Below are 12,938 nucleotides of genomic sequence, written 5' to 3' on the forward strand. Positions count from 1 at the left end.
TGATCCTGCACTGGCTGGCCGGCAGGCGCCCGCAGGGCGACGGCCCCGGCCGCCAAGTGGTGTAATAAGGCAGGCAACGCGGCGTCCCGGCACGCTGCCTCCTTACAGGAGCGTACCGTGCCGTCCCGACTTTTCCGCGTCGCCATCCTGCCCGCCGCCGTCCTGGCGGCGGCGTCCGCGCAAGCGAACACACCGCCTTATGGCATCGAGGTGTGCACGCTGACCGGCACGTCGGGGCAGTACAGCGTGCGGGTGCGCAACACCGGTTCGGCCCCGCTGGCGCGCGCCGACGTCACCGGCGTGCGGCTGGACGGCGGCGGCCAGGCGCAGGGCAACATCAGCGTCAGCCTCACGGCCATTCCCCCCGGCCGCTACGAGACCGCGATCCTGGCGCGCCACGGCGAATCGGCCGCGCTGGTCAGCATCGCCACCTACCAATCCGTCAACGGCGTCGAAACCCGGCAGCAGGAATTGTTCGCCGGCAAGGTCGCCCATGTCTCGCCCGGCTCGGCCCTGCAATACACGCTGGCGCCGCTGGCGGTGCGCGGCTGGACCGTGGCCTATGGCGGCCCCAACAGCCCCAGGCTGGAATCCGGCAGCGCCGTGTTGCTGGCCTATCCGGCGCGCAGCGGCAAGAAGATGGATACCCGGCCGGAAGCGGGCCGCGCGCCCGCCGACGTGGTGCCGCTGGCGCCCTGCCCCGCGCCGCGCGGCAGATAGGGACGCAGCGGGCGCCGCCCACGAGGGCGCCCATGGCATGACGGCGCTAGGTGCCGTTCAGCAGGTCGCGCTCGTTCAGCAGCGCGTAGACGATCTCGGGTCTGTTGTCGAAGCCGCGGCGGATGGCGGCCGGAATCGACGAACGCGTCTTGCGGCACAGGCCGGGCTGGTCATCGAGCTGGATGGCGATGCCGCGCGAGGTGCGCACCTCGTTGTCGCTGGGAACGATGCGCACCACGATGCCCAGCTGCGCCTGCATGCGGCCCTGCATGGCGCGCAGGTCTTCCAGGCTGGCGATGTTCTCCAGCCGCGCCACCAGGCGCTTTTCCTCTTCCTTGGTGAGCCGCAGGATGCGCGCGTCGGCCGCTGGATCGGCCAGCAGCCGGTCGCGGTCGCACATACAGGCGCCCGGCGGGCATTCTTGACGGATGGGGAACGGGAGGTTCATGGCGCGCGCATCGCAAGCTATCCGATGATTCTACCCAGGAACCTCCGGCCGCCGCGAGCCTCGCCGCGCGACCGCGCCAGGACGGCGCGCGGCGCGGCCGCTCGGGCATAATGCGCCGAGAAGAAATCCGGGAGGCGCTGCCTTGAAAATGTTCCTGCTTGCGGCCATGCTGGCCGGCGCCGGTGTCAGCGCCGACGCATTCGCGCGCGACCATGCCTACGACATCAAGCCGGGCCTGCGGGCGGTGGTGACCGTCGACGGCGCCGCGCCGCAGCGCGTCAGCGTCCGCGTCGGCAAGGGCGCGCCACAGGAAATCGCCCGCCTCGACGACGAGGCGGTGGACGTCTTCGAGACGCCCGACATCGACCACGACGGCTACCGCGACCTGGTCATCGGCCAGAGCGGCGGCGGCGGCCAGGTCCAGGCCCGGCTGTTCCTGTACCGGCCCAAGGAAGGCAGGTTCCGCGAGATCGCGCACCCCGCGCCGCAGGCCAGCCCGTGCCACCAGTTCGTCAACCCCGTGTTCGATGCCGCCAAGGCGGCCTTCTCGGTGGGCTGCCGCTACGGCGCCGACAGCAACGGCACCGAAGACTACGCGCTGCGCCCCGATGGCACCGCGCGCCCGCTGCAGTGGACCACCCAGGCGCTGTTCGACCTGGAGGACCGCGCCTTCGAGCTGACCTACGGCTTCCATGAAGACGGCACGGTGGCGCACATCCAGATCGACGGCGAAGGCTCGCCGCTGGAGGGCGACGGCGCCGTGCCCTTCGACCGGCTCGACCTGTACGACGCGCCCGACGTGAAGGCGCTGTCGACGCGGACCGCCAAGGCCGGCGACCCTCTCGACGTGATCGCGCTGCGTCCGCAGTGGCTGCAGGTGCGCCTGGCTGGCGCGGCCGCCGATGCGCCGCCGGCGTGGGTGCGCTACGCCGACCTGAAGATCGACAAGCATCGCTATGCCCCGGCGGCGCGCACGCCCACGAGCGGCCTGATGCTGTCGGTCTATGGCCACCTGGGCACCACGCTGTACGAGGCCGGCGGCCGCTTCACGCTGCACGTGACCAACCTCGGCCCGGACCCGGTGCGCCTGCAATCGCCCCGCGTCTGGCTGCTGTTCATCGACGCGCAGGATCGACGCACGCTGCAGCCGCTGTACCAGCGCCCGCCGGTGACGCTGGCCGCGCCCGCCGCCGCGGCCGCCGCCGCGCAGGCATCCTCCGGCTATGCCGACAACGCCGACCGGCCCGCGGCGCCCGCGGGCCCGCGCCACGTGGCCGACTGGGCCGATGATCCGGTGCTGTGGCGCCCGGACGGCAACGGCGGGCACGAATACCAAGTGAGCGCCGGCAACGGCCAGTACGTGCCCTTCTTCCCCGACCTGGCTCCCGGCCGCTACCGGCTGGTCGTGGCGCTGACGGATCCGGCCGCCGCGCCCAGCCCGGTCTACTCGAACGTCATCGAGGTCGACCTGCCCTTCCCCAAGCGCCAATGAGCGCGGCCCGCTGGCGCCGCCGCGCCCTTGTCGCCGTCGCCGGCCTGGTCGCCGCCGTGGCGCTGGCCGCCGCCGCCCTGGTCGGGGCGGGCCTGCTGGCCGACGCCCCGCAGGCCGACGTCGCCGTGGTGCTGGGCAACACCGTCGCGCCCGACGGCAAGCCCTCGCCGCGCCTGGCCGCCCGGCTCGACCGCGCCTACGACTGCTACGCCGCCGCGCGCTGCCGCGTGCTGTTCGTCAGCGGCGGCGTCGATCCGGCCGGCCACGACGAAGCGGCGGTGATGCGCGACTACCTGATCGCGCGCGGCGTGCCGGCCGACCGGGTGGTCGCGGACAGCCTCGGCAACGACTCCTGGGCCACCGCCCGCCACGCCAGCGCCTACATGCGCGAGCACGGCTACGCCAGCGCCACCGCCATCACGCAGTACTTCCACGTGCCGCGCACCATGCTGGCGCTCAGGCGCCACGGCGTGCAACAGGTCGGCGGCGCCTCGCCGCGCTATGCCGAGGCGCGCGACCTGTATTCGATCCTGCGCGAGCTGCCGGCCATCGCCTGGTACGCGCTGCGGCCGCTATAGTTTCCCTTCCTCTCTTTCCACAGACGCTACCGTGCATATCTTCCACAACCCCGTCCACGGCAAACACGACGGCCGCCAGGAAATGTTCCGCGGCAGGCTGGTGCCCTGTCACGAGACCCCGGCCCGGCTCGAATACGTGCTGGACGCCCTGCGCCAGCGCGGCATCGGCACGCTGCAGGCGCCGGCCGCGCCCGACCTGGACCTGATCCGGCGCGTGCACAGCCCGCGCTACGTCGACTTCCTGCAAGGCGCGTGGGCCGACTGGATCGCGCTGGATCCCGCCAATGCCGAGCTCGACATCCTGCCGTCGGTATGGCCGGTGCGCGGCTTCCGCCACGACATCTCGCCCAGCAACTTCGCCGCGCGCGTCGGCCTGTTCTCGTTCGACAGCGGCAGCCCACTGACGGCAGGCACCTGGGAGGCGGCGGCCGCCGGCGCGGCCTGCGCCATCGACGCCGCGCGCGCGGTCTCCAGCGGCCACGGTCCGCGCGCCGCCATGGCGCTGACGCGCCCGCCCGGCCATCACGCCGGCGCCGACTTCTTCGGCGGCTACTGCTTCCTGAACAACGCGGCCCTGGCGGCGCAGGCGCTGCGCGAGGCCGGCGCCGAACGCGTCGCGGTGCTGGATATCGACTACCACCACGGCAACGGCACCCAGAGCATCTTCTACGAGCGCGGCGACGTGCTGACCGTGTCGGTGCATGGCGACCCGACCACCGAATATCCCTTCTTCCTGGGTTATGCCGACGAACCCGGCCAGGGCGCCGGCCTGGGCGCCAATCTGAACCTGCCGCTGGCGGCCGGCACCGATTTCGCCGGCTGGACCGAGGCGCTCGAACAGGGCCTGGCCGCCATCGGCCGCTTCAAGCCGGACGCGCTGGTGATCGCGCTGGGCGTGGACACCTACGAAGGCGATCCGATCTCGAAATTCAAGCTGCGCAGCGCCGACTATCTGCAGGTCGGCGCGCGGCTGGCCCGGCTGGGCCTGCCCACGGTGTTCACCATGGAAGGCGGCTACGCGGTGGCCGAGGTCGGCACCAACGTCGCCAACGTGCTGGAAGGCTACGCCGGCTGACCGGCGGCGGCCATCCGCCGCCACACGGCCTCGACCGCGGCGCGCGCGTCGCTGCGGTCCTTGAATGCCAGGATCGCCACCTCGATGTCCCAGGCGCGGTTGGCCAAGGGCACGAGGTCGGCCGTCTCCAGCCGCCGCAGCGCGCTGTCGGCCAGCCACGCCACGCCCAGCCCCTGCGCCGCCATGTCGCCCAGCACGTCCGACATCTCCGCCTCGAACAGGCGCACGCCGTGCAGGGGCTCCGGCCCGCTCTCAATGGCGGCGTCGATCAGGCGCGCGAAATAGACGCTGGGCGAATACATCAGCAACGGCACCGGCCGCGCCGTGGTGCCCGGCAGGTCCAGCCCCTCGCGTTCGACCAGGGCGCGCGCCGCGTACGGCCGTATCAGCTCGCGCCCCAGCGTCAGGCAGTCGTAGCGCGACAGGTCCAGCGGCAGCGGCTGCGCCACCTGGTGGAAACAGATCAGCAGATCGGCCGCGCCCGAGGTGAAGGCCGACACCGTGTCATGCACGTTGCCCGTCTGCAGGCTGCAGCTGAGCTGCTGGCCCGCGCTCCAGTCGCGCCACCAGCGCGGCAGGTGGGTCGTCGCCAGGGCATAGGAGGTGGCCAGGCGCAGCTGGTTGCGCGCCGGCACGGCGGCGATGCCCGCGCGCGCCTCGACCAGCTGGTTGACCAGTTCGATGGCCGCGACGCGGAAGCGCTCGCCCGCCTCGGTCAGCTGGGTCGGGAAGGCCGAACGGTCGATCAGGCGCGCGCCGGCCCAGTTCTCCAGACTCTGGATGCGGCGGCTGAAGGCCGCCTGCGACAGATTGCGGGCCTCGGCCGCGCGCGTGAAATTGCGCAGCTCCGACAGGGTGATGAAGTCCTGCAGCCACCGGGTATCCATACCGCTCCTTGCGCGATTCGCATGGGCCATGCGCGCCATGCATGGCGGCGCATGCGTACTTCGCATTGGACGCCGGCGCCGCGCCGCCAGACACTGCGTCCGTCGGTTCCGCATTGGAACCTGCCTTTTGCCGGAGTGTAAACATGGATCAAACCCTGCGTGCGGCGGCCCGCGAATACCTCATCCGCTACGGTGGCGACACCTTCCCCAACCTGTTCAAGTCGGCCAAGGGCACGGTGGTGCGCGACGACACCGGCCGCGAGATCCTCGACTTCACCTCGGGCCAGATGTGCGCCACCATCGGCCACAACCACCCGGCCATCGTCGACGCGGTGCGCCGCGCCGGGGAAACCGCCTTCCACTTCTTCAGCGGCATGATCCCGGAAGCCGTGGCGCAACTGGCCGCGACGATGGCGCGCGACTGGATGCCGGCCGGCATGACCAAGTCGATCTTCGTCAACACCGGTTCCGAGAGCAACGAGATCGCGCTGCGCATGGCCAAGATGCACAAGAGCGGCTTCGAGATCCTGGCGGTGGGCGGCTCGTGGCACGGCGTCACCAGCGGCGCCGGCTCGGTCTCGTACGCCAGCGACCGCAAGGGCTATGGCGTGCCGCCGGCCGGCGTGTTCGTCATGCCCGAACCGAACTCGTACCGCCCCTACATCGCCGGCCTGGACGCCGAACAGTCGGCGCTGGCCTGCCTGGAGATCGGCCTGAAGATGTTCGACATGGCCTCGGCCGGCCGGCCCGCGGCCATCATCGTCGAACCGGTGATCAGCGCCGGCGGCGTGCTGGTGCCGCCCAAGTCATACATGCAGGCCCTGCGCCGCGCCGCCGACGCGCGCGGCATGCTGCTGATCTTCGACGAGGCGCAGACCGCCTTCGGCCGCCTCGGCTGCCGCACCGGCTCGGAACACTTCGGCGTCACGCCCGACATCATCAGCGTCTCCAAGACCCTGGGCGGCGGCCCGCCGCTAGCGGCCACCATCACCACGCCCGCCATCGAACAGGACGTGCACGAGAAGGGCTTCACCTTCTACACCAGCCACGTCTCGGACCCGCTGCCCGCCACCGTCGGCCTGGCGGTGCTGGAGACCCTGCAACGCGAGCAGCTGCTGGAGCGCGCCCGCCGCCAGGGCGACTACCTGCGCCGCGGCCTGCTGGAACTGCAGCAGCGCCACGAAGCCATCGGCGACGTGCGCGGCCTGGGCCTGCTGCTGGGCGTGGAGCTGGTGCAGGACCGCGCCACGCGCGAGCCGTATCACGCGCTCGGCGCCCTGACCACGCAGCGCTGCTTCGAGCTGGGGTTGTCGATGAACATCCGCCGCCGCCCCGAGCGCGGCTCGGTCTGGCGCATCGCGCCGCCGCTGACCGTCAGCAATGACGAGATCGACCGCGCCGTCTCGATCCTGGACCAGGCCCTGACCGAAAGCCTGGACCAGATCGCCAAGCCCCGCGCGCTGAGCGCCTGAACCGTCCCACCCTGGCGCCGGGCCGGGCCCGGCCGGAGAACGCAATGCCGATATTCCGAACCGCGGCCGGCGCCCTGGCGCTGGCCACCGTCACCAGCCTGGCCCACGCCGGCCCCACCCTCGACACCGTCAAGAAGCGCGGCTACGTGCAGTGCGGCGTGTCCACCGGCATCCAGGGCTTTTCCTCGCCGGACAGCAAGGGCAACTGGCAGGGACTGGACGTGGACATGTGCCGCGCCATCGCCGCCACCGTCTTCAACGACGCCAGCAAATTCCGCCTGACGCCGTTGACCACGCAGGCGCGCTTCACCGCGCTGCAATCGGGCGAGGTCGACGTGCTGACGCGCAACGTCACGCCGACGATGGCGCGCGACACCACGCTGGGCCTGATCAGCACTGGCGTGAACTATTACGACAGCCAGGGCGTGATGGTGTCGGCCAAGCTCGGCGTCAAGAAGCTCAGGGAACTGGACGGCGCCACCATCTGCGTGCAGCCCGGCACCGTCACCGAGCTCGACCTGGCCGACTGGTTCCGCGCCAACGGCCTGAAGTTCAAGCCGGTGGTGATCGACAAGTACGACGAGATCGTGCGCGCCTTCGCGGCCGGCCGCTGCGACGCCTTCACCTCCGACAAATCGCAGCTGGCGGCCTCGCGCACCACGCTGGAGCAGCCGGACAATTACCTGATCCTGGACGAGAACATCGCCAAGAGCCCGCTCGGCCCGATGGTGCGCCAGGGCGACGACAACTGGTTCAACGTGGTGCGCTGGACGCTCAACGCCATGCTCGAAGCGGAGGAATTCGGCGTGACCTCGGCCAACGTCGACAGCCAGCTGAAAAGCAACAACCCCAACGTGCAGCGCATCCTGGGCGTGACGCCGGGCATGGGCAAGAACCTGGGGGTGGACGACAAGTGGGCCTACAACATCGTCAAGCAGGTCGGCAACTATGGCGAGAGCTATGAGCGCAACCTGGGCATGGCCAGCGCGATGAAGCTGCCGCGCGGCCTGAACGCGCAATGGCGCGACGGCGGCCAGATGTACGGCTGGCCGGTGCGCTGACCCGCGCAGTACGGGCGGACAGTGCGGGCGGACAGCCCGTACGGGCCTGTCCGCGCCACGCATGCCGCGCCCTCGGGCGCGGCGTCGCGCATTCAGGCGGCGCGCGTCCCGCGCCGCCACCACAGCACCTCGCACAGCCACAGCAGCGGCCACGCCAGCAACAGGCCGACCAGCAGGTCCGGCAACCACGGCGCGGCCGCGGGCGGCGTACCGCCTTGCAGCCAGGCCGGGCTGTAGAGCAGGAACGCGGACACGAAGCCGCGCGACCCGATGTCGCGAAAGCCCGCGCCCCGGCCCAGCGCCGCGGCCAGCATGCATACGATGACGAAGAACACGTCGCCCGCGGCGCGATACCAGGCCGGGATGACCAGCGGATCCAGCGGCCGGTACATGGCAATGGCGATCAGCAACGCGCCCAGCACCAGGGCGCGCACCCAATAGAATGAAGTCCCCGCGTCGCTGCCGCGTACTGGCGCCCTGTTCCCGTCAGTCACGCGTTTCCAGCGCCTTGTTGATGCGCAGGGCCAGCAGCGTGCAGGCGGTGCCGGACAGCAGGTAGATGCTGACCGCCACCAGCCCGAAGCGCGCCGACAGCCCCAGCGCCACCAACGGCGCGAAGGCCGCGCCGATCAGCCAGGCCATGTCGGTGGTGAGCGCCGCGCCGGTGTAGCGGAAACGCTTGGTGAAGTTGGCCGTCACCGTGCCGGACGCCTGGCCGTACGACAGCCCCAGCAGCGCGAAGCCGATCAGGATGAAGGCGTCCTGCGCCTTGGGACTGCCGCCCAGCAGCCACGGCGTGAACAGCGCGAACACGCCGATCAGCGCGGCCAGCAGGCCCAGCGTGGTGCGCCGGCCGATGCGGTCGGCGATCCAGCCCGAGGCGATGGTGCCCAGGATGCCCACGCCCGCGCCGATGATCTGCACGATCAGCACGTCGGAGATCTGCTGCGTGGCGCTGACCGCGATCCACGACAGCGGGAACACCGTCACCAGGTGAAACAGCGCATAGCTGGCCAGCGCCGCGAACGCGCCCAGGAACAGGTTGTAGCCCTGCTCGCGCACCATCTGGCCGGTGCCGATGGGTTCGAGCTCGCCCTCTTCGAGCAGCTGCGTGTATTCCTCGGTCAGCACCAGCCGCAGCCGCGCGAACAGCGCCACCACGTTGATGGCGAAGGCGACGAAGAACGGATAGCGCCAGCCCCAGTCGAGGAAGTCGGCCTCGGTCAGCGTCAGGTGCAGGAACAGGAACAGCGCGCTGGCGATCATGAAGCCGATGGGCGCGCCCAGCTGGCCCAGCATCGCGTACCAGCCGCGGCGCTTGGGCGGCGCGTTCAGCGCCAGCAATGACGGCAGGCCGTCCCAGGAGCCGCCAAAGGCCAGCCCCTGCAGGCAGCGGAACACCGCCAGCAGCACGATGGCGTGCGAGCCGATGACGTTGTAGCCGGGCAGGAAGGCCATGCCCACCGTGGCGGTGCCGAGCAGGAACAGGGCGATCGTGAGCTTGGTGCCGCGTCCCCAGCGCCGCTGGATCGCCATCGAAACCGCGGTGCCGATGGGGCGCGCGATGAACGCGAACGAGAAGATGACAAAGGCCCACAGCGTGCCTTCGAGCTGCGGTTCGAACGGGAAGAACACCCGTGGAAACACCAGCACGCAGGCGATGCCGAAGACGAAGAAGTCGAAGTATTCGGAGGCGCGCCCGATGACGACCCCCACGGCGATTTCGCCCGGCGCCACCTTGGCGTGGCTGGCCGCGCCCCCTGTCGCGCCCGGACTGGGCAAGGGGGAGGCATGGCCGGGATACTGCGTGGTGGTCGCCATGTGAGTGCTCGCTGAAAGGAGGTTTTGGAAAACGCCTTGTCTACGCTTTTTGCAACACACTCGTATGTACATTCGAAGGCCTGGCGGGCCGCGGCGCCATGGCGACCGGCCCTGCCCCGCACGCCTTCCCGTGCATACTTTTGCTCTTTTTACCCTAGATTTTTCGCGGCTTCCAGCGTAGTGTTGCGTTTACCTCCCACGGTTACGTTTCGGGGTATGGCCATGCCGTCTTTCCCAAGGTTCCGCGGATTGTTGCTGTTAGCCGCCCTGCCATTGCTCTCCGGATGCAATGCGGTGCTGCTCTCACCATCAGGCGACATCGCGGTGCAGCAGCGCAACCTGATCATCATCTCGACCGGCTTGATGCTGCTCATCATCGTGCCGGTGATCTTCCTGACCTTCCTGTTCGCGTGGCGCTATCGCGCCAGCAACCGCGACGCGCACTACGACCCCGACTGGAACCACTCCACCATGCTGGAGCTGCTGATCTGGGCCGCGCCGCTGCTGATCATCATCGCGCTCGGCGCGCTCACCTGGGTCAGCACCCACCAGCTCGATCCCTACCGCCCGCTGGCGCGCCTGTCCGAAGGCCGCGAGGTGCCGCCCGGCACCAAGCCGCTGGTGGTCGAAGTGGTGGCGCTCGACTGGAAGTGGCTGTTCCTCTATCCCGAGCAGGGCGTGGCCGCGGTCAATGAACTGGCCGCGCCGGTCGACCGCCCGATCCAGTTCAAGATCACCTCGTCCACGGTGATGAACTCGTTCTTCATCCCGGCGCTGGCCGGCCAGATCTACGCCATGCCGGGCATGCAGACCACGCTGCACGCGGTCATCAACCATCCCGGCGAATACGAGGGCCTGTCGGCCAACTACAGCGGCGCGGGCTTTTCCGGCATGCGCTTCCGCTTCCACGGCCTGGACCAGCAGGGCTTCGACAAGTGGGTCGCCGACGCCCGCGCCTCCGGCGCCACGCTCGGCCGCGACACCTACCTGAAACTGGAGCAGCCCAGCGAACGCAACCCGGTGCAGCGCTACGCCAGCGTCGCGCCCGGCCCGTTCGACGCCATCGTCAACCGCTGCGTGGAACCGAACCGCATGTGCATGAAGGACGCCATGGCGATCGACGCCGGCGGCGGCATGGGCATCCCCGGCGCGCGCAACATCGCCAGCCTGGATGCGGCCACGCGCGAGCGCCTGGGCCTGGCCGATGCGCCGCCGCGCAAGTACGTCGGCGCCATGTGCACCTCGGCGGCGGAACTGGCGCTGTAGCGGCGTCGCCGCCGCCACGGCGCAGCGCGTGAAATCAAGGTATTCCCCCTGGAAACCGAGCCCTGGAAACCGAGATGACTGATCAACCAGACCTCACCAAGCTGATCTTCGGTCGCCTGACCTGGGACGCCATCCCCTTGCACGAGCCGATCCTGCTGGCGACTTTCGCCATGGTGGCGATCGGCGGCATCGTGGTGCTGGGCGCCATCACCTACTACCGCAAGTGGGGCTACCTGTGGCACGAGTGGTTCACCAGCATCGACCACAAGAAGATCGGCATCATGTACATGATCCTGGGGCTGGTGATGCTGCTGCGCGGCTTCGCCGACGCCATCATGATGCGGCTGCAGCAGGCCGTGGCCTTCGGCGATTCCACCGGCTACCTGCCGCCGCACCACTACGACCAGATCTTCACGGCGCACGGCGTCATCATGATCTTCTTCGTGGCCATGCCGCTGGTCACGGGGCTGATGAACTACGTGGTGCCGCTGCAGATCGGCGCGCGCGACGTGGCCTTTCCGTTCCTGAACAACTTCAGCTTCTGGATGACCACCGGCGGCGTGGTGCTGGTGATGATGTCGCTGTTCGTCGGCGAGTTCGCCCGCACCGGCTGGCTGGCGTATCCGCCTTTATCGGGCATCGCGCAGAGTCCGGACGTGGGGGTCGACTACTACATATGGGCCTTGCAGATCGCGGGGGTCGGCACATTGCTGTCCGGCGTGAATCTGCTGGTCACCATCGTCAAGATGCGCGCGCCCGGCATGTCGCTGATGCGCATGCCGGTGTTCACCTGGACCGCGCTGTGCACCAACGTGCTGATCGTGGCGGCGTTCCCGGTGCTGACGGCGGTGCTGGCGCTGCTGTCGATGGACCGCTACGTCGGCACCAACTTCTTCACGGCCGACTTCGGCGGCAACGCCATGATGTACGTGAACCTGATCTGGATCTGGGGCCATCCCGAGGTCTACATCCTGATCCTGCCGGCGTTCGGCATCTTCTCGGAAGTAGTCGCCACCTTCTGCCGCAAGCGCCTGTTCGGCTACGCGTCGATGGTCTACGCCACGGTCGTGATCACGGTGCTGTCGTACCTGGTTTGGCTGCACCACTTCTTCACCATGGGGTCCGGGGCCAGCGTGAACTCGTTCTTCGGGATCACCACCATGATCATCTCGATCCCGACCGGGGCCAAGATCTTCAACTGGCTGTTCACCATGTACCGCGGCCGCATCCGCTTCGAGGTGCCGATGCTGTGGACCATGGGCTTCATGGTCACCTTCGTGATCGGCGGCATGACCGGCGTGCTGCTGGCGGTGCCGCCGGCCGACTTCGCGCTGCACAACAGCCTGTTCCTGATCGCCCACTTCCACAACGTCATCATCGGCGGCGTGCTGTTCGGCCTGATGGCCGGCATCACCTACTGGTTCCCCAAGGCCTTCGGCTACAAGCTCGATCCGTTCTGGGGCAAGTGCTCGTTCTGGTTCTGGCTGGTGGGCTTCTACTTCGCCTTCATGCCGCTGTACGTGCTGGGCCTGATGGGCGTGACCCGCCGCGTCAACCACTTCGAGGACATGTCGCTGCAGATCTGGTTCCAGGTGGCCGCGTTCGGCGCCTTCCTGATCGCCATCGGCATCGCCTGCTTCCTGATCCAGCTGGTGGTCAGCTACCGCCGCCGCGATTCGCTGCGCGACGAGACTGGCGACCCGTGGGACGGCCGCACGCTGGAATGGTCGACCTCCTCGCCGCCGCCCAACTACAACTTCGCCTTCACGCCGCGGGTGCATGACCAGGACGCCTGGTGGCAGATGAAGCAGCACGGCTACCAGCGCCCGCAGACCGGCTTCATCCCCATCCACATGCCCAAGAACACCTGGGCCGGCATCGTGCTGGCGGCCATCAGCGTGGTGATGGGCTTCGCGCTGATCTGGCACATGTGGCCGCTGGCGGTGCTGTCGTTCGCCGCGCTGGTGATCGTATCCATCGTCCATACCTTCAACTACAAGCGCGAGTACTACGTGCCGGCCGACGAGGTCGTGCGCACGGAGGACGCCCGCACTCACCTGTTGGCGAAACATGTCTGATACCCTGGCCCCCACCCTGCCCGGCGACGCCACGCCGCCC

General features: G+C 69.3%; 12 protein-coding genes. 8 read left to right on the forward strand and 4 right to left on the reverse strand.

Translation table 11 applies throughout. The features are described from left to right. Positions 1 to 117 precede the first annotated feature (117 nt). The gene (locus tag AOZ49_RS28075) at positions 118 to 720 is read left to right on the forward strand and encodes a hypothetical protein (RefSeq protein ID WP_054428703.1); all 603 of its coding nucleotides are present in this window, start codon (positions 118 to 120) and stop codon (positions 718 to 720) included. Positions 721 to 766: 46 nt separating this feature from the next. On the opposite strand, the gene AOZ49_RS28080 is transcribed toward AOZ49_RS28075, so the two are convergent. Next, positions 767 to 1,168 carry a hypothetical protein gene (locus AOZ49_RS28080; protein WP_054428704.1) on the reverse strand — a complete coding sequence of 134 codons (402 nt, stop codon included), beginning with the start codon at positions 1,166 to 1,168 and terminating at the stop codon, positions 767 to 769. Between the two features lie 148 nt (positions 1,169 to 1,316). Here AOZ49_RS28080 and AOZ49_RS28085 point away from each other — a divergent pair, with 148 nt between their 5' ends. The 3 genes from AOZ49_RS28085 to AOZ49_RS28095 are packed head-to-tail and all read left to right on the forward strand — an operon-like array spanning position 1,317 to position 4,313. Next, a complete protein-coding gene (locus AOZ49_RS28085) occupies positions 1,317 to 2,660 on the forward strand; it encodes a hypothetical protein (RefSeq protein WP_054479038.1) in 1,344 nt (447 codons plus the stop codon). Further along, complete coding sequence (locus tag AOZ49_RS28090) at positions 2,657 to 3,238, forward strand: SanA/YdcF family protein (RefSeq protein ID WP_054479040.1); 582 nt, start codon at positions 2,657 to 2,659, stop codon at positions 3,236 to 3,238. Before AOZ49_RS28085 ends, AOZ49_RS28090 begins: the two co-directional genes overlap by 4 nt. 31 nt (positions 3,239 to 3,269) lie before the next feature. Beyond that, on the forward strand, positions 3,270 to 4,313 hold the full coding sequence (locus AOZ49_RS28095; protein ID WP_054428707.1) for a histone deacetylase family protein: 1,044 nt from the start codon (positions 3,270 to 3,272) through the stop codon (positions 4,311 to 4,313). On the opposite strand, the gene AOZ49_RS28100 is transcribed toward AOZ49_RS28095, so the two are convergent. Then, positions 4,301 to 5,200, reverse strand: coding sequence for a LysR family transcriptional regulator (locus AOZ49_RS28100; protein WP_054428708.1), 900 nt, complete (start codon positions 5,198 to 5,200; stop codon positions 4,301 to 4,303). The two genes, AOZ49_RS28095 and AOZ49_RS28100, sit on opposite strands and share 13 nt — an antisense overlap. A gap of 143 nt (positions 5,201 to 5,343) precedes the next feature. Between AOZ49_RS28100 and AOZ49_RS28105 the strand changes: the two genes are divergently transcribed. Further along, the gene (locus AOZ49_RS28105) at positions 5,344 to 6,672 is read left to right on the forward strand and encodes an aspartate aminotransferase family protein (protein ID WP_054479043.1); all 1,329 of its coding nucleotides are present in this window, start codon (positions 5,344 to 5,346) and stop codon (positions 6,670 to 6,672) included. A 44-nt stretch (positions 6,673 to 6,716) separates the two neighbouring features. Further along, positions 6,717 to 7,733 (forward strand): amino acid ABC transporter substrate-binding protein, encoded by a 1,017-nt coding sequence (locus AOZ49_RS28110; protein WP_054428710.1) that lies wholly within the window; start codon positions 6,717 to 6,719, stop codon positions 7,731 to 7,733. Between the two features lie 92 nt (positions 7,734 to 7,825). Here AOZ49_RS28110 and AOZ49_RS28115 read toward each other — a convergent pair whose 3' ends face one another. Then, positions 7,826 to 8,167, reverse strand: a complete 342-nt coding sequence (locus AOZ49_RS28115) for a hypothetical protein (RefSeq protein ID WP_054479045.1) — start codon at positions 8,165 to 8,167, stop codon at positions 7,826 to 7,828. A 52-nt stretch (positions 8,168 to 8,219) separates the two neighbouring features. Continuing rightward, the gene (locus AOZ49_RS28120) at positions 8,220 to 9,554 is read right to left on the reverse strand and encodes an MFS transporter (protein ID WP_054479047.1); all 1,335 of its coding nucleotides are present in this window, start codon (positions 9,552 to 9,554) and stop codon (positions 8,220 to 8,222) included. 222 nt (positions 9,555 to 9,776) lie between these two features. Between AOZ49_RS28120 and cyoA the strand changes: the two genes are divergently transcribed. Together cyoA and cyoB are read left to right on the forward strand one after the other, a co-directional pair. Next, entirely contained in the window at positions 9,777 to 10,820 is a 1,044-nt protein-coding gene (cyoA, locus tag AOZ49_RS28125; RefSeq protein WP_054479059.1) for a ubiquinol oxidase subunit II, read from the forward strand. Positions 10,821 to 10,894: 74 nt separating this feature from the next. Beyond that, the gene (cyoB, locus tag AOZ49_RS28130; RefSeq protein ID WP_054479051.1) at positions 10,895 to 12,898 is read left to right on the forward strand and encodes a cytochrome o ubiquinol oxidase subunit I; all 2,004 of its coding nucleotides are present in this window, start codon (positions 10,895 to 10,897) and stop codon (positions 12,896 to 12,898) included. Positions 12,899 to 12,938: the final 40 nt, after the last annotated feature.

Source organism: Achromobacter sp. 2789STDY5608615 (assembly GCF_001298995.1).
GTDB lineage: Bacteria > Pseudomonadota > Gammaproteobacteria > Burkholderiales > Burkholderiaceae_B > Achromobacter > Achromobacter insuavis.